Here is a 20,010-nt window from a genome sequence, read left to right on the forward strand (position 1 = left end):
TGGGCGAATGACCAGCGAACTCTGTCACACCATCACGAAAGGTATCCCCATGTCCGGCAGATGCCGTGCAACTCCTCGGGGATCTCCTCCGGCTCGGGCAGCGGGCGGCCCTCGACGACGGTGCCCGCGCGGATCTTGTCGCGCCAGTCGCCGATGCCCTTGACGAAGCCGCCGTGGTCCTGGCGGCCGTAGTCGAGCATGGCGGGCTCGTACTCCAGGCCGAGGAACGCGCACAGGCGGCGCAGCTCGGCCTCAGGCCCTGCGACCAGGTCCTCGTAGCGCAGGGTGAGGCCCTCCAGGTGGGTGCGGGCCTCCTGGAGGTAGGTCATGTAGCTGAGCGTGCGCGGCACGGCCTCCTCCATGGGCCGCTTTCCGGGGTCGGCCTCGTGCCAGGACTGCACGATCGACATGGGGTGGCGCAGCAGGAAGACGAAGCGGGCGTCCGGCCAGCAGGTGGCGATGCGCCGCCAGGCGAAGACGTTGCTCGGCGTCTTCTCGGCCAGCACCGGCTTGCCGCTGCGGGCCAGCTCGCGGTGGAGCAGCCGATCCCAGACGAGGTGCTCGATGTCGCTGTGGGTGTGGCCGAACAGCTCCATGGCCTGGCGTACGGGGTCGGTGCCGAGGCCCACGCTCACCCTCCTGAAGTGGGTCTCGATGGGCGCGTGCACCTGTGAGTGGCTGTTCAGCATGACGCGCAGCAGCGTGGACCCCGAGCGTACGGACGACAGCAGGAAGACCGGCCCGCGCAGCAACCGGTCATGCGCCGGGTCCGCCGGGGCCCGCACCTGGTCGCTCGGCAGGCGCTGCAGCTCCAGCGGCGGCTTCGGTGGCGGCGGCTTCTGCGGCTGCCTGCGCGGCCGGCGCGTCAGCGTGTATCCCGTCAGCCCTTCGAGCGTGGCGTTGGCCCGATACCTCCAGTTCATGGCCCCACAAGGTAGGGGCCGCCCGTGAACCGCAGGTGAATCGGGGCTGTGAAGGTGTCGCCGAGATGACAGCTCATTCGTGCGCCTGTGCGCGGAGCGGAACATGACTCCGTCCAGCAGCAGTGGCTCACTCGCGGGTGACGCGCCGGTCGTGCACCACCGCGTACGTGTTGCGCAGCGCCTCCATCGACGTGTCGTAGGAGGCCTGCGCGACCCCGGTGAACAGGCAGTCCACCACCATGAGCTGGGCGATGCGGCTGCCCAGCGCGCCGGAGCGGAACCTGGTCTCGCGTGCGGCCGTCGTGAGCGTCACGTCGGCCGCGCGGGCCAGCGGCGAGTCGCCGAAGTTGGTGATCGCGATCGTGGCGGCGCCCGGCTTGCGGGCGATGGCGAGGAACTCGACGGTGTCCACGGTGGCGCCGGTGTGGGAGACGGCCACCGCCACGCAGCCGGGGCCGAGCGTGGCGGCGGAGGTCCACGCGGAGTGGGAGTCGTGCCAGTTGATCGCGGTACGCCCGATGCGCGACAGCTTCTGCTGCAGGTCGAGCCCCACGAGCGCGCTCGCGCCGACGCCGAAGGTGTCGATCCTGCGGGCCCCGAGCAGCAGCTCGACCGCCCGGCCGAGGGCGTCCATGTCGAGGTAGCGTGCGGTGTCGGCGATGGAGAGCGTCTCGTTCATGGCGACCTTGGAGACGATGCCGGCCAGGCTGTCGTTCCTGTCGATGTCGCCGGAGACCTCGGGCAGGCTGGCCGTGGCCAGCTCCTCCCTGGCGACGGCCCGGGTGAGGTCGATCCTGAAGTCGCGGTAGTGGCTGTAGCCCATGCGGCGGTAGAAGCGGACGACGGAGGTCGTGGAGGTCTGGCAGCGGGCGGCGAGCTCGGCGATCGACAGGTTGGCCGCGGCGGCGGGCTCTCCGGTGAACTCCTCGGCGATGCGCCGCTCGGAGGGACGCAGCGCGGGCATGGCCGCGCGGATCCGGATCAGCAGTGTCTCCGCGTCCTCGCCCGTCATCACTCATCCCCGTCGAAGGAAAATAAATACCCAGGTGGTAGGGTCTGTGTAATTTTATGACCTACTGCCCCAAGGAGAGCACATGCCCCGTGGCGCCTTCTCCGCGGTCGGCGTCGCCGCTGCGCTGTCCGTCGCATTGACCGCCTGCTCGTCCTCCGGCGGAGCCCCCGCCTCCGACCCGGGCGCCACCGCCCAGGGCGGCGGCTCCCTCGTCGTCGGCGTCACCTCCGACCCTGACACGCTCTTCCCCTGGAAGGCCACCCAGTTCACCGCCGTCAACGTGCTGCAGAACCTCTACGGCACGCTGACCGAGTTCGACAAGGACCTCAACGTGGTCCCCGGCCTGGCCGAATCCTGGGAGACCGGCAAGGACGGCAAGAAGCTGACGCTCAAGCTGCGCCAGGGCGTGACGTTCGCCGACGGCAGCGCGTTCGACTCCGAGGACGTCAAGGCGTCCCTCGACAAGATCATGGACGAGAAGACGGCCGCGGTCGCCCGCGCCTCCCTGTCGTCGGTGAAGTCGGTGAAGGCGCCCGACAAGAACACCGTGGTGCTGGAGCTGAGCGGCCCCGACGCCGCGCTGCCGGCCAACCTGGCCACCGTCAACATGGCCATGCTCTCCTCCGACGACACCGAGGAGAAGCTGACCACCACGCCCAACGGCACCGGCCCGTTCACCCTCGGCAAGCGGGTGCCCAGCCAGTCGCTCACGCTGACCAGGAACGACAAGTACTGGGGCGCGGAGAAGGCGAAGGCGGGCTCGGTCGAGTTCCGGGTCATCCCCGACGAGTCGTCCATCGTCTCGGCCATGCAGTCGGGCAACGTCCAGCTCGCGGTCTTCAACGACCCGCTCGTCGCGCAGACCGCCGAGGGCGGCGGCACGATCAGCGTGGCCAAGACGCCGCAGCTCAACTACCACGTCCTGCAGCTCAACGCGCAGCGCGGCGAGCTCAAGGACGTCAACGTGCGCCTGGCCATGCAGTGCGCGATCGACCGCAAGCAGGTGCTCGACACCGCCGCGCTCGGCGAGGGCGAGGTGACCGGGCCGATGACCGCGCCCGCGTTCAAGTCCGACCCGAACAAGCGCCCCTGCCCCACCCGCGACCTGGCCAAGGCCGCCGACTACCTCGCCAAGGCCGGCAAGTCGGGCGGCGTGACGGTCAAGACGATCGTCTCCCAGGGCGAGTACGCCACCTCCGTCAACGAGGCCCAGAACCTCAAGGCCCAGCTCGCCGAGGCCAAGATCAACCTGGACCTGGAGGTGCTGGAGTCCGGCGCGTTCGTGGACCGCTGGGTCGCCGCCGACTTCGACGCGGCCGTGGCGCTGAACGGCGGCAGGCCCGACCCCGACGGCTCCTACGGCCGCTACTTCACCAGCGACGGCAACCTCAACAAGGTCGCCGGCTACAGCTCGCCCGCGCTGGACAAGCTGTTCGCGGAGGGCAAGGCCACCGACGACCAGGCCGCCCGCAAGGCGATCTACGACAAGGTGGCCGCCGAGCTGGAGGACAACGCCGCCTGGATCTGGCTGTTCGCCGGCTACACCTACACCGCGACCACCCAGAACGTGCAGGGCTTCGTGCCGATGGCCAGCGGCTCCCTGCAGTACCTGCGGACGACGTCCGTCGGCTGAGGCACCGGATGAAGTTCGTACGCAACCGGGCGCTGCGCCGCGTCGCGGAGACGATCGGGATCCTGTTCGGGGTCGCCGTGGTCGTCTTCGTGATGCTGCGGGCGCTGCCCGGCGACCAGATCACGGCCGGGCTGGGCACGGAGGCCGCCGCGCTCACCCCGGCCCAGCGGCAGGCCCTCGAGCAGTACTACGGCCTGGACCAGCCGCTGGTCACGCAGTTCTTCTCGTGGCTGGGCAACATGTTCACCGGCAACTTCGGCTACTCGGCCCGCTCCCAGCAGAGCGTGCTGGAGCTGACGATGAACGCGCTGCCGGTCACGTTCGAGCTGGCCGTGTTCTCGATCGTGCTGGCGCTGCTGATCGGGGTGCCGCTGGGCATGCTGGCGGCCTCGCGGACGAACTCGGTGCGCGACGCCGCCGGCCAGGTGGTGAGCCTGGCGGGCCTGTCGATCCCGGCGTTCCTGCTGGCCACCACGCTGCTGTCGGTCTTCGCCGCGTCGTTCGGGTTCAACCCCAACGGGCAGGGCTTCGCCCCCCTCTTCGAGAACCCGCTGCTCAACCTGCAGCAGATGTTCCTGCCGGCGCTCGTGCTCGGCTTCGGCATCGCGGCGCCGATCCTGCGCACCACGCGTACGGCGGTGCTGGAGGTGCGCTCGGACGACTTCGTGCGCACCGCCCGCGCCAAGGGCGTGCCCGAGCGGCGGCTGCAGGTCAGGCACGTGCTGGGCAACGCGCTCGTGCCGATCGTGACCATGACGGGCCTGCAGTTCGGCTACCTGCTGGGCGGCGCGGTCGTGGTGGAGCAGATCTTCTCCGTGCCGGGCATCGGGCGGCAGGTGCTGCTCGGCATCCAGCAGAAGGAGTACGCGGTCGTGCAGAGCACCGTGCTGGTGATCGCGCTGGCGTTCGTGCTGGTCAACCTGCTGACCGACCTGCTCTACCGGGTGATCGACCCGCGGGTGAGGGCGTCATGAGGCGCAGTCCCGCCGCCCTCGCGGGCATCGTGATCCTGGCGGTGCTCGCGGTCGTCGCGGTGCTGTCGTACCTGGGAATGCTGCCCTACGACCCGATCGCGCAGCATCCGCCGTCGCGCTTCCTGGGCCCATCGGGCGCGCATCTCTTCGGCACCGACCAGTTCGGGCGCGACGTGTTCTCCCGGGTGGCCGCGGGCGTGGGCAACTCGGCGCTGATCGCGGTGGTCGCGGTGGCGTTCGCGACCGTGGTGGGCACGCTGGGCGGGCTGGTGTCGGGCTTCTACCGGGGTTTCGCCGACGGCGCGATCGGCGGGGTGACGAACGTGCTGTTCGCGTTCCCGCCGCTGCTGCTCGCGCTGTCGCTGGCCTCGGTGCTGAACCGCAACTGGTTCACCATCGCCGTGGCCATCGCCATCGTCTACGTGCCGATCTTCATCAGGGTCACCAGGGGGCCCGTGCTCTCGCTCAGGGAGATCGAGTACGTCAGGGCGGCCGTCTCGACCGGCCAGAGCCGCTGGCAGATCATGCTGCGTCACGTGCTGCCGAACATCACCTCGATCATCGTCGTCCAGGTCGCGCTGTCGCTGTCGTGGGCGGTGCTGACCGAGGCGTCGCTGAGCTTCCTGGGCCTCGGCACCCCTCCCCCCGCACCGTCACTCGGTTCGATGATCTTCGAGGCGCGCAGCCTGGTGTTCATCGCCCCGTGGACGCTGATCGCGCCAGGCGCGGTCGTCGTGCTGCTCGTCGTCGGGCTGAACCTGCTCGGCGACGGCCTGCGCGACACTCTCGACCCCAGAAACCGCGGACACCGAGGAACCTGAGGAAAGCGGTGAATCTCTCCGAACTGACGACCGAGTCGGCCGACCCGCGCTTCGCCGGCATCGACACCATGAGCGTGGGCGAGCTGGCGGCGACCATGAACGCGGCCGACGCGAGCGTGCCCGCCGCGGTGCAGACGGCGCTGCCCAGCATCACCCCGGCCATCGAGGCCGCCGCGGCCCGCATGGAGACCGGCGGGCGGCTGGTCTACGTGGGCGCGGGCACCCCCGGCAGGCTGGGCGTGCTGGACGCCTCCGAGTGCCCGCCGACCTTCTCCACGCCGCCCGGGCAGGTGTTCGCGATCATCGCGGGCGGTGAGAGCGCGATCGTCTCGCCGTGCGAGGGCGCCGAGGACGACGAGGCGGCCGGCGCCGCCGCCGTCGAGTCCGCGGGCATCGGGCCGCTGGACACCGTGGTGGGCATCGCCTCCAGCGGGCGGACGCCGTACGTGCTGGCCGCCGTGCGGCGGGCCCGGGAGCTGGGCGCGCTGACCGTGGGGCTGTCGTGCAACGCGGGCACCCCGCTGAGCGCGGCGGCCGAGCACGGCATCGAGGTGCTCGTCGGGCCCGAGGTGATCAGCGGCTCCACCCGGCTCAAGGCGGGCACCGCGCAGAAGCTCGTGCTCAACATGTTCTCGACGATCGTGATGGTGCGGCTCGGCAAGACGTACGGCAACCTCATGGTCGACGTGAAGGCCAGCAACGGCAAGCTGCGCGAGCGGGCCGTGCGCATGGTCGCGACGATCACCGGGGCCGGCCGCGACGAGGCGCTGGCCGCGCTGCAGACCAACGGGTTCAACGTCAAACAGGCGGTCGTGGCCTCGCGCTTCGACCTGTCACCGCAGGACGCCGCGGCCCGGCTGGCCGCGGCCGGCGGGCGGCTGCGGGTCGCTCTGGGGGAGACGGCATGAGGATTCTCGGGATGATCTCCGGCACCTCGCACGACGGCATCGACGCCGCCATCGTGGAGTTCGAGCTCACCGGGGGCGTGCTCGAAGGCAGGGTCGGGTACACCGCGAGCACGCCGTACCCGGAGGAGCTGCGGGCCCGGCTGATCGCGGCGCTGCCGCCGGCGCCGACCACGCTGGCCGAGGTGTGCGAGCTGGACACGCTCATCGGGCAGCGCTTCGCCGACGCCGCCGCGGCGGCCGTCGCCGCGGGCGGGCCCGTGGACCTGATCGTCTCGCACGGGCAGACCGTCTACCACTGGGTGGAGGGCGCGCACGCGCGCGGCACCCTGCAGATCGGCCAGCCCGCCTGGATCGCCGAGCGCACCGGCGCGCCCGTGCTGTCGGACGTGCGCATCAGGGACATCACCGCCGGCGGCCACGGCGCTCCGCTGGTGTCGGTGCTGGACGGCCTGCTGCTCGGCGCGCACGAGGGCGGCGCGGCGGCGCTCAACCTCGGCGGCATCTCCAACATGACCGTGGTACGCGGCGACGCCCTGTACGCCTACGACATCGGCCCCGCCAACGCCCTGATCGACGCCGTGGTGACCGGCAGGGGCCTGCACCCCCGCGGCTTCGACGAGGACGGCCGCATCGCCGCCTCGGGCCAGGTGCACGAGGGCCTGCTGGCGGTGCTGCTGGACGAGCCCTACTACCGGCTCACCCCGCCCAAGAGCACCGGCAAGGAGCTGTTCCACCCCGGCTACGTCGAGCAGGCGCTGGCGCGGACCGCCGCGCCCGTCGGCGACGCCGACCTGGTGGCCACGCTGACCGAGCTGACCGTGCGGACCGTCGCCCAGGACGTGCGCGGGGCGGGCGTGGGCGCGCTGGTCGTCTCCGGCGGCGGCGCCCGCAACCCGGTGATCATGGACGGGCTGCGCGCCGCGCTGCCCGGCGTGCGGGTGGCGCCGTCCGACGAGTACGGAGCGCCCACGGACGACAAGGAGGCCATCGCGTTCGCGCTGATCGGCTGGCTGACCGCGCACGGCCTGCCGGGCACCGTCCCCGGTGGCACGGGCGCGAGCGCCGCCCGCGTCCTCGGCACGCTCACCCCGGGCGCGGGCCCGCTGGTGCTGCCCGCGCCGCTCGCGGCGGCGCCGCGCTCGCTGGTGCTCACCCGATGACCGTCACCGCGGAGCCGCCGCCTGGCCTGATCATGGCGGCTCGTACGCCGTGGTTCGAGCTCACCGAGGTCACCGGTCACCGCACGGTGCGCGCGACCGGCGCCGGGCTCGAGGGGGTGGCCAGGATGACCCTGGAGACCTACCACGACCTGGCCTCGGTGACCAAGGTCATGGCGACGACCACGATGCTCATCCGGCTGGTCTCCGACCGGCTGGTGGACCTGGACGCGCCGCTCAGCGCGTACCTGCCGCACTCGTACGAGGCCATCACGGTGCGCGATCTGCTGCTGCACCGGGGCGGCCTCTGGGAGTGGTGGCCGCTCTACGTCCAGCACCGGCTGCCGCCGCCGCGCTACCGCCCCGGCCGCGCCCGCCACTACTCCGACCTGGGCTTCATCCTGCTCGGCCGGATCGTCGCCGCCGTCACGGGGCTGCGCCTGGACCGGGCGCTGGCCGAGCTGGTCACCAGGCCGCTCGGCCTGACCTCCACCACGTACGCCCGCCCGGCCGGCTCCGAGGTCGCCATGAGCGCGCTGGACGACCGGGTCGAGATGACCATGCTGGACACCGGCCGGCCGTACCCGGTGCCGTATCGCAGCGGCGACTTCGCCGGCTGGCGTACCGGGCCGGTGCTGGGCGAGGTGGCCGACGGCAACGCCCACCACGCCTTCGGCGGCGTGGCGGGCCACGCGGGCCTGTTCTCGACGGTGCCCGACCTGCTGAAGTACGGCGCCGCCCTGGCCAGGTACGAGGAGCACGACCACCTGTGGCGGCCCGAGGTCGTCCGCGAGTTCCTCTCCCCCGGCCCCGACCCCGAGCAGGCGCTGGGCTTCCGCCGGTACGCGCTCGACCTGCCCGGCGAGACCGTCACCGTGCTCGGGCACCCCGGCTACGTCGGCTGCGCGGTCGGCTTCGTGCCCGGCCGCGACATCGTGCTGGCCCTGGCGAGCAACCGCCTGCTCGTCGAGGGCACCCCCACTCCCACGGACGCCCTCTGGGCCGGCCTGCTGCAGGCCGTCGAACAGCGATCGAGGACCGCATGACGACCCCGCTTCTGGAGATCGACGACCTCTCCGTCGCCTTCCGCACCCGCAAGCAGGACGTCACCGTCGTCAAGAACGTCTCCATGAGCATCCTGCCCGGCCAGACCGTCGCCGTCGTGGGCGAGTCGGGCTCGGGCAAGTCCACCACGGCGGCGGCGGTCAACCGGCTGCTGCCCGACAACGGCCGCATCACGAGCGGGCGGGTCGTGTTCGACGGCCGGGACCTGGTCAAGGCGTCGGCGCGGCAGATGACCGCGATCCGCGGCGCCGGGATCGGCCTGGTGCCGCAGGACCCGATGTCGAACCTGAACCCGCTCATGCGCATCGGCGACCAGATCGCCGAGGCCCTGGAGGTGCACGGCGTGGCCAGCGGCAAGGCGGCCCGCGAGCGGGTGGTCGAGCTGCTGGACATGGTGGGCATCCAGGACGCGCGGCGGCGGGCCAGGCAGTACCCGCACGAGTTCTCCGGCGGCATGCGGCAGCGGGCGCTCATCGCCATGGGGCTGGCCTGCCGGCCCAAGCTGCTCATCGCCGACGAGCCGACCTCCGCGCTCGACGTGACCGTGCAGCGGCGCATCCTCGACCAGCTCGAACAGCTCACCGCCGAGATGGGCACCGCCGTCTTCCTCATCACGCACGACCTAGCGCTCGCCGCGGAGCGGGCCGACGTGGTGGCCGTGATGTATCACGGCGAGATCGTGGAGACCGGGCCCGCCGCGGGCATCCTGGGCGATCCCGGGCACGAGTACACGCGGCGGCTGCTCGGCGCCGTGCCGAGCCTGTCGTCCGTACGGGTGCAGGAGCCGCCCCGCGACGCGCCCGACCTGGTCGTGGTGGACGGGCTGCGCAAGGTGTTCCCCGGCAGGGACGGCGACCCCGGCTTCACCGCCGTGGACGAGGTGTCGTTCACGATCCCGCGCGGGCAGACGGTCTCGATCGTGGGCGAGTCGGGCTCCGGCAAGTCCACGACCGCGAACCTGCTGCTCGGCTTGGACGAGCCCACCGCGGGGAGCATCCGCTTCGACGGCACGGACCTCGCCGGGCTCGGGCGGCGCGAGCTGTTCGCCTTCCGCAGGCGGGTGCAGCCGGTCTTCCAGAACCCGTACGCCTCGCTCGACCCCCGCTACACGGTCGAGAAGTCGATCATCGAGCCGCTGCGGGTGCACCGCGTCGGCACCCCGGCCGAGCGGAGGAAGACGGCCGCCGAGCTGCTGGAGAAGGTGTCGCTGCCGGCCTCCATGGCCGGGCGGCTGCCGCACGAGCTGTCCGGCGGCCAGCGCCAGCGGGTGGCCATCGCCCGCGCCCTGGCCCTGTCGCCCGAGCTGGTCGTGCTGGACGAGGCCGTCTCGGCGCTGGACGTGCTGGTGCAGGCGCAGATCCTGGAGCTGCTCGCCGAGCTGCAGCGGGAGCTGGGGCTCAGCTACCTGTTCATCAGCCACGACCTGGCCGTGGTGCGGATGATCTCGCACCGGGTGCACGTCATGCGCGGCGGGCGCGTCGTGGAGAGCGGCACGGCCGGCGAGATCTTCGACCGCCCGTCCGACGGCTACACCCAGGAGCTGCTCGCCGCGATCCCCGGCAGCAGGTAAGTTGGAATTTCAGACTTACAGGTGGGAGGGGTGGTCATGCCCAGACAATGCTCGATCGCCAACGCGCTCGAAGTCGTCGGCGAGCGGTGGAGCCTGCTGGCGCTGCGGGAGATCTTCATGGGCGTGCGCCGCTTCGACCAGATCGCCCGCAACACCGGCGCCAGCCGCGACATCCTGACCGCCAGGCTGCGCAAGCTGGAGGAGGCCGGCCTGCTCGAACGCCGGCCGTACGCGTCGCGCCCGCCGCGCCACGAGTACGTGCTCACCGAGTCGGGCCGGGCGCTGCACGAGGTGCTGCTGACGCTGATGTCGTGGGGCGACCGCTACGTCACCGACGGCCCGCCGCCCAACGTCTGGGCCCACAGCTGCGGCAAGGTGCTGGAGCCCGTCACGGTCTGCGCGAGCTGCAACAAGCCGGTGCTGGCCGAGGACATGGCCGCGCTGCGCGTGGCCGAGGACATGGCCGCGCTGCGCGTGCACGAGCCACAGTAGTCACGTGAAGATCCTTTTAGTCCAGCCTCCGCACTGGTCCCCCGACGGTCACGCCAACTTCGACGCCGCCGAGACCCTGATCGGCTCCTCGAGCTCCGCCGGTCCCCCCGCCGACGTGCTGCTGCTGCCCGAGCTGGCCGGGTCCAGCCTGCCCCGGTCCGACTACCTGGCCAGGGTGCGCGACCTCGCCACCGGCTCCGGCATGGCGGTCGTCGGCGGCTCGCACTACGACGGCCCGGTCAACCGGGGCGCGGTCTTCGACGCGGGCGGCACGCTGCTGCTGGAGTACGACAAGGTGCACCCGTACGGGCTGGAGCTGCGCTCCGGCATCCGGCCCGGCCGCCCGAGCGCCGGCTTCGAGCTGGCCGGCCACCGCCTGCACGTGCTGCTCTGCGCCGACCTGTGGTACTCCGCCAGCCTGGCCGGGCGCGACGGCCTCGACGCCGTGCTGGTGCCCGCCTTCTCCGTCACCCGCTGGGACGGCCCCGCCCCCGCCAGGGAGCTGTGGCAACACATGAGCGTGGCGCGGGCGTACGAGTTCATGACGTACGTGGCGGTCAGCGACTGGCACCATGAGACCACGTACCACGGGCATCCCTGCGCGGGCGTCACCGGCCTGGCCAACCCCTGCCCGGAGACGCACACCGGCTTCTTCACCGGCCCGCCCGACGCGCCCGTCTCGGTCCACGAGCTGGACTTCGCCCGCCTGGACGCCTTCCGCTCCGACCGCACGGCCCGCGGCTTCCGCTGACGCTCAGGGGCTGACAGCCGGGCCGGCGGCCCGATACGGTCGCTGCTGCCCCCTGAATGCTCGATGGAATGGTGTCCTGTGCGGTCGTGGTCAGAGCTGCCGGTCGGCCGGGTGGTCCGGCTCGACGCCGACGCCGAGGCGATCGCCGTGAGCATCGACCCGCTGCCGCCGGACGCCCCCGCCGTCCTCACCTACCGGCCGGGCCCGGTGACCTCCGTCTCCGGGCTGGTCGCCGCCGTCATCGACGAGCTCGACGCGGCGGCCGTCGCGCTGTTCCCCGCCTGGTTACCCGGGGCCGAGGGCATCGAGGGGCCGGGCGGCGCGCACCTGCCCGCCGTCCGCGCCCTGGCGCTGCGCAGGGCCGCCGCGAGCGAGCATTATGGACCGTTCCTGGCGGAGCTGGCCGAGCGGGCGCTGGCGGGCGGGCCCAGCGGGTTACGGCCCGAGGTGCGGGCCGCCGGGCTGGCCAGGGCGCTGGCCGACAGCTTCGGCAGGAGCCGCACCGCCTTGCTGGTCCGCGTCCCCGACGGGCTGACCGCCGCCGGGCAGGAGGTGCTGGTCGCCGCGTGCGAGTGGCTGGCGCACCGGGGGTCGCTGGGGGTGTGGCTGGCGGGCGCGCCGCTGGACGCCGTCGATCGGCTGGAGACGGTCAAGCCGCGCCTTCCCGCTCTCACCGTCCCCGTCGTCCCCGAGCCGCCGCGGGTGTCGTACCCGGCGCCGGTCGGACGGCCGCATCCCGGCAGTCCCGGTGAGCAGGCGCTGGAGGCGGCGCTTTCCCGGCAGGCGTGGGCGTACGGGCGGGCGTGGAACCAGACGTACCAGCCGCATCCGCTGGCCGTGCCGATCCGGCTCGACCTGGTGTGGGAGCGGGAGCGGTGCGTCGTGGAGATCGACGGCGACGACCACCGGCAGGCCGCCAAGTTCGCCGCCGACCGGGCCCGCGACGTGCGGCTGCAACTCGACGGTTACGCCGTGCTGCGCTTCCTCGATGTTCAGGTGTTGACCGACACCACTACCGTGATCAACTCGATCGCGCGGTTCCTGCGGAACCGCCGCGGGACGGAAGGATGAAATATGCCGGACAACGGGCTGTCGCTTCCCGAATTCGCCGCTTTGGTCGTGCTGGCCGTCGAGGCCCGCGAGGTGCCGAACACCGAGCTGAAACAGCGGTACAAGCTGTCACTCGACGGTAAGCATCGGGTGCGGCTCAACGACATGAAGCTGGTCGAGAGCCGACGGGTGGGACGAGGGTTCTCGCACACGCTGACCGACTCCGGGTGGGCGCGCCTCGCCGACGACCTCGGCACGGGAACGTTCCCGGTGATGAGCGGCTCGGCCGGCGCGATGGCGATCGCGTTACTGGGGTGGCTGCCGCGCTACATGCGGCGTACCGATCAGAGCCTGGCCGACGTGCTCCAGCCCGACGATCCGGCCGAGGCCGCTGACGTCGAGGAGCGCATCCGGGCCGCGTACACCGCGCTCGCCGCCCGGCCCGGCGCGTGGGTCAGCCTGACGGACGTCCGCGACCGCCTGCCCGATGTGCCGCGCTCCGACGTGGACGCGACACTCGTCCGCATGGAGCGGCTCCCCGACGTCAACCTCGTCCCCGAGTCGAACCAGAAGACGCTCGGCCCGCGCGACCGCGACGCCGCCGTGGTCATCGGCGACCAGGCCAAGCACCTGCTCTGGATCGGCCCGCGGTGACGGGCGGCGCACAGGACCTCGCCGCGCTCAGCTTCAACTACACCGAGAGCGCCGACGACGTGTGGCGCCGCTCCGAGTACCACGTGGAGGGGCTGCACGGCGCGTCCGCCCAGATCGTCCTGGACGGCCTCGCCGAGGCGGCCGGACGCGCGGACGGCAGCCCCATCGGCGTCGTCGTGCAGGGGCAGCGCGGCACCGGCAAGACGCACCTGCTCGGCTGGGTACGCGAGCAGGCCCAGCGCCAGGGCGGCTACTTCGTGCTGGTCAGCCTGCTCGACGCCAAGGGCTTCTGGGAGAGCACCGTGGTGTCGATCCTGGACAGCCTGTTCCGGCCGCGCGAGGACGGGCAGGTGCAGCTCGCAGTGCTCCTCGACCGGCTGGCCGTCCAGGTGGGCGTCTCCCGCATGACGCGTCGCGCCGTCACCGGCAAGCGGCACATCACCAGGGAGGAGCTCGACACGTTCATCACCCGGCTGCGCCAGTCGCACCCGCAGGTCGGCAAGGACTGCCAGGACGCGGCGCGTGCCCTGGTGCTGCTGGCCGGCGAGGACCTCGCGCTGCAGGACCTGGGCGAGGCGTTCCTGTCGTCGGCTCCCGAGGGCGAACCGGGCGAGCGGGCGCGGTGGGGCATCCGCCAGGTCGGCAGGACGCCGCAGGAGATCGTCCGAGACGTCTCCCGCCTGCTCGCCCTCACCGGCCCGACGGTCATCGCGGTGGACCAGATCGACCCGCTGGTCGCGCAGTCCTCGACGGCGACCCAGAGCGGCGGGCTCGACCCGGGCGAGGCGCTGCTGATCGAGCGCATCGCGGGCGGGCTCATGGCGTTGCGCGAGGTCACCCGGCGTACGCTCACCGTGGTCACCTGCATCCCCGCCACGTGGGCGCTCATCGAGAACGTGGCGGTGGACACCGTACGCGACCGGTTCCGTCAGGCCGTCCAGCTCATGACCATCCCCGACGCCGGCACCGCGCGGGCCCTCGTCGCGCGGCGGTTCGAGGTGCAGTACGGCGAGGCCGGCGTCAAGCCGCCCTACCCGACGTGGCCGGTGCGTCCCGAGGCGTTCGAGCAGGCTCCCGGCTTCACGCCGCGCCAGCTCCTCATCCGCATCGACCAGCACGTACGGGCCTGCGTCCAGGACGGCGAGGTCAGAGAGCTCACCGGCTTCACCACCGACCGGCCTGAGCCGGCGCCCGTGCCCGCGCCGCCCTCCTCCGGCGCTCTGGCCGCGATCGACGCCCGCTTCGCCGAGCTGCGCGACGCCGGGCCCGCCCCGGAGATCGACCACGCGAGCGAGGACACCGCCATGCCCTCCCTGCTCGCCGCCGGGCTGGCGGCCTGGATCGCCGAGCGGGGCGAGGCCGGGACGGCGTTCAGCGTGGACCCGCCGCCCAGCCAGAAGCCGCCCCTGCACGCCCGGCTGCGCCGCACGCTGGACGAGGCCAGGGAGGACGAGGTCCACTGGGCCTTCCGCGCCGTCACCGCCGCGCACGGCAACGCGGCGCTCAACCGGGTGCGCAAGGCGTGCGTGGCCGCCGGCCTGGACGCCGACGTCCCGAAACGCCACCTGTTCCTGCTCCGCAACACACCCTGGTCGAAGGGCGCGGCCACCCAGGCCGCGATCGCCGCCTTCGAACGGGCCGGCGGCCGCACCCTGAGCTGGACCGGCGACGACCTCCGCGTCCTCGCGGCCCTGAAGGCTCTGCTGTCGGAGAATCCCCCGGACCTACGAGCTTGGCTCACCTCCCGCCACCCGACGAAAACGATCCCCTTCCTCACCGAGGCCCTGACCGGCCCCTGGACCGTTCCCCCCGCACCCTCACAGACCACCCCCTCACAGACCACCCCCTCACAGACCACCCCCTCACAGACCACCCCCTCACAGACCGCATCGCAGGACCCGGAGGCGGGGCCGGCAGTGGCATCGGAGCCGGGCCCGGTCCGCGCGCGGCCAGGGGGCGGGGGCGGCGCGCCGTCCTTGTGCGTCGGGCGGCGGATCTCCGATGGGGTGGCCGTGAGTGTGGGGCTGGAGGCGCTCAGGAAGCATGTGACGATCTTCGCCGGGTCCGGATCCGGCAAGACCGTGCTCATCCGGCGGCTGGTCGAGGAGTGCGCGCTGCGCGGCGTGTCCGCCATCGTGATCGACCCGAACAACGACCTGGCCAGGCTGGGCGACCCCTGGCCGGAGGAGCCGCCGGGGTGGGAGGCGGGTGACCGGGAGCGGGCGCGGGAGTACCTGGAGAACACCGACGTGGTGGTGTGGACGCCGGGCCGCGCGGGCGGCCGCCCGCTGGCCTTCCAGCCGCTGCCCGACTTCACGAGCCTCGCGAACGACCCCGACGAGTTCGCGGAGGCGGTGGAGGCCGCGGTGTCGTTCATCGTGCCGCGCATCAGGCTGGACGCCCGCACGGAGAAGGCGCAGCGCGGCCAGGCGGTGCTGCGCAAGGCGCTCGCGTACTACGGCCGCCGTGGCGCGACCAGCCTCAAGGGCCTGGCCGCGCTGCTGTCCGACCTGCCCGACGGCGTGAGCGAGCTGGCCAGTGCCCAGCGCATCGCCGCCGAGCTGGCCCAGTCGCTGACCGCCGCGATGGACAACGACCCGCTGTTCGGCGGGACGGGCACGCCGGTGGACCCGGGCCTGCTGATCACGCCGCCCGAGGGGAAGCGGGCCAGGGTGTCGGTGATCAGCCTGGTCGGCCTGCCGTCGCTGGAGCAGCGGCAGAGCTTCGTGAGCCAGCTGCAGATGGAGCTGTTCGTCTGGTTCAAGCGGCACCCGGCGCAGGACCGCCCGCTGGGCGCGCTGCTGGTGACGGACGAGGCGCAGACGTTCGCCCCGGCGACGGGCACCGCGGCCTCCACCCGCAGCACGGTGCTGCTGGCCTCGCAGGCCCGCAAGTACGGCCTCGGCCTGGTCTTCGCCACCCAGGCGCCGAAGGGCCTGCACAACCAGATCCCGGGCAACGCGGCCACGCAGTTCTTCGGCCTGCTGAACGCCCCGATCCAGATCACGGCGGCCAAGGAGATGGCCAAGCAGAAGGGCGGCGACGTGCCGGACATCTCCCGCCTCGGCGCGGGCCAGTTCTACGTGGCGTCCGAGGAGAGCGCGTTCACCAAGACGCGCGTCCCGATGTGCCTGACGTGGCACCCGAAGTCGCCGCTGACGACGGAGGAGGTCATCGGGAAGAGCCGGGCATGACGAAAAGGGGGAGCGCCGGTGCGGCGCTCCCCCTCAGCCGGGAGCGCCCGTCAGGCGCTCCCCTTTCCGCAGATCAGCGCAGGGCGTAGGCGCGGATCACCTCATGCGCCACCGCGTTGCCCTTGACGTCGGAGGCCCGCAGCCGCAGCGAGACGAACCCGGACCGCGACTGGGTGAGCGACGTCTCGTAGCGGCCCTCGCCCTTGGCGCGCAGCCGGGCGCTCTTCCAGGTGGCGCCGTCGTCGTACGACACCTCCAGCGACACGTCCTTGATCGCGCTGCGCTCGGCGCCCTCCTGGTGGCGCAGGGTGAGCCCGAGCTTGCGGGCCCCGGCCCGGTTCTTCAGGTCGACCGGTGCGTCGAAGGAGGCCAGCAGCAGGGGCACCACGGTCGGCTCGGCGGCGTGGGCGGAGCCGAACGTCCACTCGCCGCGCGTCCGGACGGCCAGCTTCGCCCACTCGGCCTCGTTGGCGACGTCGTACGTGATCCGGTACGTCCCCTTCTCGGCGGGCAGCGTCCCCGACCCCGAAGGCAGGTAGTTGGTCTGCCACAGCAGCTCGTCGCCCTGGTAGAGCCGGAAGTCGGTCTTCAGCCCGTGCTCGAAGTCGCTGGTGTACGCGTCGCCGAAGTTGCCCTGGGCGTCCACGAAGCCCTGCGGCGACAGGAACAGCTGGTCGCCCTCCCTGCGCGTCGGGTTGCGCGGGTTGAAGCCGGGCAGCAGCGGCTGCTTGAACGCGGTGCGGCTGACCCGCTCCCCCGCCTTGTACGCCCGGAACTCCGGCGACGACAGCGAGAGCCGCGGCGTGTCGGGGTGCGGCCACAGGTTGTTGTACGCCCGCTCCGGCGTGATCGCCGACGAGGTCCACACCACCTCGGGGTCCGGGGTGACGTACTCGGTGCGGGTGCGCGGCGTCTTCGCCATGGGGTGGTTCGTCGAGATGGACGAGGTGTCCCAGGGCTCGAAGACGAAGCGCGCCTCGTTGACGGTCACGTCGTCGGAGAGCTGGCTGTGGTAGCCGGTCTCGATCCTGGCCAGCGACTTCGACTTCACCTTGTACGTGAGCTTGTCCGGCACCCGCCCCTTCTCGCGCAGGTACAGGTCGTACACGTACGGGCTGGCCACGATGCCCTTGGCGACGATCAGGACGGGAAGGTGGCGCGCCCGCTGGACGAGCTCCATCCCCTCCTCGTGGGTGAGCCGCACGGTCGGGACGGCCAGCTTGACGCCGTTGCCGCCGGTGGTGGCGTCGGGGCCGGGCCGGTCGCTGTAGACGGCGACCATCGCGGCGCCGGCCGCGGCGGCGGCGTTGGCCTGCGTGGAGACCGGCACGCCGTCGGTGCGGCGGATGACGGCGAGCTTGCCGCGCAGGTCGCGGGCCTTGATCTCGGCGGGGGTGCCGCGCCCGGCGTCCACGGCGAGGAGCAGGCGGGTGCCGTCGAGCCGGGGGTACTCGGTGGCGTAGTCGCTGAACTGGACGGGGTCGACGTACTGGGGGTCGAGCTTCAGCCCGAGGGTGGAGAAGGTGATCTCGGGCGCGGTGAGCCGCCAGCGGGTGGCGACGACGAACGTGCCCTTGGTGACCTTCCTGGTGGGCTGGATGAACAGGCGTTCCTCGATCTGCCCGCCGGGCGTGATCGTGGTGCCGCCGCGCAGCGCGGTGCCCTGCTCGCCGGCCCGGTACCACTTGATCGCGGCGGCGGCGCCGGTGTTGCGCTTGGTCTCGTGGTCGGGGGTCTCGACCTTGACCTCGACGGCCTTGCGGGCGTCCAGGACGACCTCGGTGTCCTTGGTGATCTTCATCTCGGGGTCGCCGACCAGGCTCTCGTTGAGCGGGTCGCCGGTGGCGGTGCTGTCCTGCGTGGCGGGCATGGTGAAGATGTGGCCGAGCACGGAGTAGGTGCCGGGCTTGACCAGCAGGCAGGTGCCCGAGCCGTACTTGGCGTCGGTGCAGGGCTGGGCGGGGTCGCCGGGCAGTACGCGGCCGACGAGGGTGCCCTCGTCCAGGTTGAGCACGGTGAAGCCGCCGCGGGCCGTCCTGCCGTCCCTGGCGATGCCGCGTACCCGCAGCTCGACTTTCTCCTCCTCGACGCTGCCGGTCAGCAGCGTGCGGGCGCCGCCCGCGACGAGCTCCTGGCGCAGCACGCCCGGCCGGTCGGCTTTGAGCGTGACCTTGGCCTGCGCGGTGCCGCCCGCGGGGACGGTGAGCCTGGCGGGTTCGACGGTGAACGCGTCGCCGGCGCTCAGGTCGAGGTCGGCGGGCTGGTCGCCGAGGTTGCGGTAGCCGATCGTGAGCGTCTTGGCGGCGCCCTCGTCGTTCCTGCCGAAGTCGAGCGTGCCGGTCGAGGCGACGACCGTGCTCCGCAGCGCGGCGTTCACGTCGATGCGGCCCAGGCCCTGGGCGTCCACGGGGATGTCCTGGCCCGGTTTGGCGGTGGCCGTGAGCAGCGCCTTCAGCTCACCGCCGGTGAGGCCTGGACGGGCCTGGCGCAGCAGCGCGGCCGCACCCGCGACGTGCGGGGTGGCCATCGAGGTGCCGGACATGGATACCAGCCCGCCGCCGGTCCTGGCGGCGGTGATGTCCACGCCGGGCGCCGTCACCTCGGGCTTGACCGCCTGGGTGGCGGTGATCGGGCCGCGGCTGGAGAAGGGGGCCAGCTTGTCCTGCTTGTCCACGGCGCCGACGGTCAGCGCCTCGGGGGCGTCGCCGGGCGAGCCGACGCAGGACTCGCAGCCGTCGTTGCCGGCCGCGACCACGAACAGGGTGCCGTACTCCCGCGTCAGCGTGGACAGCGCCTCGGTGAGCGGGCCGCCCGCCTCGGGGCTGCCGAGGCTCATGTTGACGATCTGGGCGTGCTGCTCGCCGGCCGCCCACTCCATGCCGTCGATGATCCAGGACAGCTGGCCGTAGCCGTCGGCGGCCAGGACGCGGCCGTTGAGCAGCCGCGCGCCCGGCGCGACGCCCTTGCCGCCGTCCACGCCCGCGCCCGCGATCGTGTCCGCGACGTGGGTGCCGTGGCCGTGGGGGTCGCCGGTGGCGTTCTCGCCGGTGAAGTCGCGCTGCCCGGCCACCTTGCCGGTGAGGTCGGGGTGGGTGGCGTCGACGCCGGTGTCGAGCACGGCCACGGTGGTGCCGGCGCCGTCGTGCCCGGCGGCCCACGCGGCGGGGGCGCCGATCTGCGGCACGCTCTCCGTCAGCGTGGGCCTGACCTTACGGTCGAGCCAGATCTTCTCGACGCCGGCCAGCGCGCCCGCCGCGCGGGCCTGCGAGGACGGGGCGGCCAGCGCGGCGAGCTGGGCGCCGAACGCGGGGGCGTCGGACGCGGCGACCGACACGCCGGCGCCGCCGATGCTCTCCAGCGTGCGCTCCTGCCGGGCGGCGGGCACAGCGGCCTTGGCAGCGTTGGCGCCGTAGGTGAGGATGAGCGGGATGGCGGCGCCGAAGTCCTGCTCGGCCAGCGCCGTCACGTCGAACAGCGCGGGGTCGAGCCGGCCCGGCACCAGACTCGCGACGTCGTCGGGGATGACGGTGACGCCGCGCTGGGTCTCCATCACCTGGAAGGTGGGCACGGAACCGTCGGCGCGCGGGACGGGCGTGACGGTGACCGCGTGGTGACCGCCGTCCACGTCGCGCACCTGCACCCGGTCGCCGGTGATCAGGGTGATCTCGTCGCTCGTCGCCGCGGCCGTGAAGGGCCCGGCGCTTTCGGCGTACGCGGCGGGCGCCGCGAGCAGCGCGGCCGCCATGACCGTGGGGAGCGCGAGCGCCGACCCCCACTTCAACCGGCTTAAGCCACGCAGCATGGGA

At 72.6% G+C, this 20,010-nt stretch carries 15 protein-coding genes; 12 read left to right on the plus strand and 3 right to left on the minus strand.

From position 1 onward, the window contains the following. Positions 1–32 precede the first annotated feature (32 nt). Complete coding sequence (locus ACFFR3_RS10080; RefSeq protein WP_345386241.1) at positions 33–923, minus strand: sulfotransferase family protein; 891 nt, start codon at positions 921–923, stop codon at positions 33–35. A 127-nt stretch (positions 924–1,050) separates the two neighbouring features. Further along, positions 1,051–1,935: a MurR/RpiR family transcriptional regulator gene (locus ACFFR3_RS10085; protein WP_345386244.1), complete on the minus strand. Its 885-nt coding sequence runs from the start codon at positions 1,933–1,935 to the stop codon at positions 1,051–1,053. An 82-nt stretch (positions 1,936–2,017) separates the two neighbouring features. On the opposite strand from ACFFR3_RS10085, the gene ACFFR3_RS10090 reads away from it, so the two are divergent. From ACFFR3_RS10090 to ACFFR3_RS10145, 12 genes are all read left to right on the plus strand, one after another. After that, positions 2,018–3,568, plus strand: coding sequence for an ABC transporter substrate-binding protein (locus tag ACFFR3_RS10090; RefSeq protein ID WP_379483000.1), 1,551 nt, complete (start codon positions 2,018–2,020; stop codon positions 3,566–3,568). A gap of 8 nt (positions 3,569–3,576) precedes the next feature. Next, complete coding sequence (locus ACFFR3_RS10095; RefSeq protein WP_364373788.1) at positions 3,577–4,542, plus strand: ABC transporter permease; 966 nt, start codon at positions 3,577–3,579, stop codon at positions 4,540–4,542. Further along, entirely contained in the window at positions 4,539–5,363 is an 825-nt protein-coding gene (locus ACFFR3_RS10100; protein ID WP_364373785.1) for an ABC transporter permease, read from the plus strand. The genes ACFFR3_RS10095 and ACFFR3_RS10100 overlap by 4 nt, the downstream gene beginning before the upstream one ends. An 8-nt stretch (positions 5,364–5,371) precedes the next feature. Beyond that, the gene (gene murQ / locus ACFFR3_RS10105) at positions 5,372–6,271 is read left to right on the plus strand and encodes an N-acetylmuramic acid 6-phosphate etherase (protein ID WP_345386252.1); all 900 of its coding nucleotides are present in this window, start codon (positions 5,372–5,374) and stop codon (positions 6,269–6,271) included. Beyond that, the gene (locus tag ACFFR3_RS10110) at positions 6,268–7,431 is read left to right on the plus strand and encodes an anhydro-N-acetylmuramic acid kinase (protein ID WP_379483001.1); all 1,164 of its coding nucleotides are present in this window, start codon (positions 6,268–6,270) and stop codon (positions 7,429–7,431) included. Before murQ ends, ACFFR3_RS10110 begins: the two co-directional genes overlap by 4 nt. Next, complete coding sequence (locus ACFFR3_RS10115; protein WP_364373778.1) at positions 7,428–8,474, plus strand: serine hydrolase domain-containing protein; 1,047 nt, start codon at positions 7,428–7,430, stop codon at positions 8,472–8,474. The genes ACFFR3_RS10110 and ACFFR3_RS10115 overlap by 4 nt, the downstream gene beginning before the upstream one ends. Next, positions 8,471–10,063 (plus strand): ABC transporter ATP-binding protein, encoded by a 1,593-nt coding sequence (locus ACFFR3_RS10120; RefSeq protein WP_364373775.1) that lies wholly within the window; start codon positions 8,471–8,473, stop codon positions 10,061–10,063. The genes ACFFR3_RS10115 and ACFFR3_RS10120 overlap by 4 nt, the downstream gene beginning before the upstream one ends. 36 nt (positions 10,064–10,099) lie before the next feature. Continuing rightward, positions 10,100–10,555: a winged helix-turn-helix transcriptional regulator gene (locus ACFFR3_RS10125; RefSeq protein ID WP_364373772.1), complete on the plus strand. Its 456-nt coding sequence runs from the start codon at positions 10,100–10,102 to the stop codon at positions 10,553–10,555. A 4-nt stretch (positions 10,556–10,559) separates the two neighbouring features. Next, a complete protein-coding gene (locus ACFFR3_RS10130) occupies positions 10,560–11,306 on the plus strand; it encodes a carbon-nitrogen hydrolase family protein (protein ID WP_364373769.1) in 747 nt (248 codons plus the stop codon). A 78-nt stretch (positions 11,307–11,384) separates the two neighbouring features. Further along, positions 11,385–12,377: an endonuclease domain-containing protein gene (locus ACFFR3_RS10135; RefSeq protein WP_379483002.1), complete on the plus strand. Its 993-nt coding sequence runs from the start codon at positions 11,385–11,387 to the stop codon at positions 12,375–12,377. A gap of 3 nt (positions 12,378–12,380) precedes the next feature. Further along, positions 12,381–13,010 carry a hypothetical protein gene (locus ACFFR3_RS10140; RefSeq protein ID WP_345386264.1) on the plus strand — a complete coding sequence of 210 codons (630 nt, stop codon included), beginning with the start codon at positions 12,381–12,383 and terminating at the stop codon, positions 13,008–13,010. Then, complete coding sequence (locus ACFFR3_RS10145; RefSeq protein WP_345386267.1) at positions 13,007–16,204, plus strand: helicase HerA domain-containing protein; 3,198 nt, start codon at positions 13,007–13,009, stop codon at positions 16,202–16,204. The genes ACFFR3_RS10140 and ACFFR3_RS10145 overlap by 4 nt, the downstream gene beginning before the upstream one ends. A gap of 73 nt (positions 16,205–16,277) precedes the next feature. Here ACFFR3_RS10145 and ACFFR3_RS10150 read toward each other — a convergent pair whose 3' ends face one another. Then, positions 16,278–20,006, minus strand: a complete 3,729-nt coding sequence (locus ACFFR3_RS10150) for a S8 family peptidase (protein ID WP_379483003.1) — start codon at positions 20,004–20,006, stop codon at positions 16,278–16,280. Positions 20,007–20,010: the final 4 nt, after the last annotated feature.

Origin of the sequence: Nonomuraea salmonea (assembly GCF_042428605.1) — a bacterium.
GTDB classification, from domain to species: Bacteria; Actinomycetota; Actinomycetes; order Streptosporangiales; family Streptosporangiaceae; genus Nonomuraea; species Nonomuraea salmonea.

Bases quoted from the DNA above. Each gene is read 5' to 3' on its own strand.
- ACFFR3_RS10080 (WP_345386241.1), bottom strand. From the start codon at position 923: ATGAACTGGAGGTATCGGGCCAACGCCACGCTCGAAGGGCTGACGGGA.
- ACFFR3_RS10115 (WP_364373778.1), top strand. From the start codon at position 7,428: ATGACCGTCACCGCGGAGCCGCCGCCTGGCCTGATCATGGCGGCTCGT.
- ACFFR3_RS10140 (WP_345386264.1), top strand. From the start codon at position 12,381: ATGCCGGACAACGGGCTGTCGCTTCCCGAATTCGCCGCTTTGGTCGTG.
- ACFFR3_RS10150 (WP_379483003.1), bottom strand. From the start codon at position 20,006: ATGCTGCGTGGCTTAAGCCGGTTGAAGTGGGGGTCGGCGCTCGCGCTC.
- ACFFR3_RS10100 (WP_364373785.1), top strand. From the start codon at position 4,539: ATGAGGCGCAGTCCCGCCGCCCTCGCGGGCATCGTGATCCTGGCGGTG.
- ACFFR3_RS10085 (WP_345386244.1), bottom strand. From the start codon at position 1,935: ATGACGGGCGAGGACGCGGAGACACTGCTGATCCGGATCCGCGCGGCC.
- ACFFR3_RS10095 (WP_364373788.1), top strand. From the start codon at position 3,577: ATGAAGTTCGTACGCAACCGGGCGCTGCGCCGCGTCGCGGAGACGATC.
- ACFFR3_RS10110 (WP_379483001.1), top strand. From the start codon at position 6,268: ATGAGGATTCTCGGGATGATCTCCGGCACCTCGCACGACGGCATCGAC.
- ACFFR3_RS10125 (WP_364373772.1), top strand. From the start codon at position 10,100: ATGCCCAGACAATGCTCGATCGCCAACGCGCTCGAAGTCGTCGGCGAG.
- ACFFR3_RS10090 (WP_379483000.1), top strand. From the start codon at position 2,018: ATGCCCCGTGGCGCCTTCTCCGCGGTCGGCGTCGCCGCTGCGCTGTCC.
- ACFFR3_RS10120 (WP_364373775.1), top strand. From the start codon at position 8,471: ATGACGACCCCGCTTCTGGAGATCGACGACCTCTCCGTCGCCTTCCGC.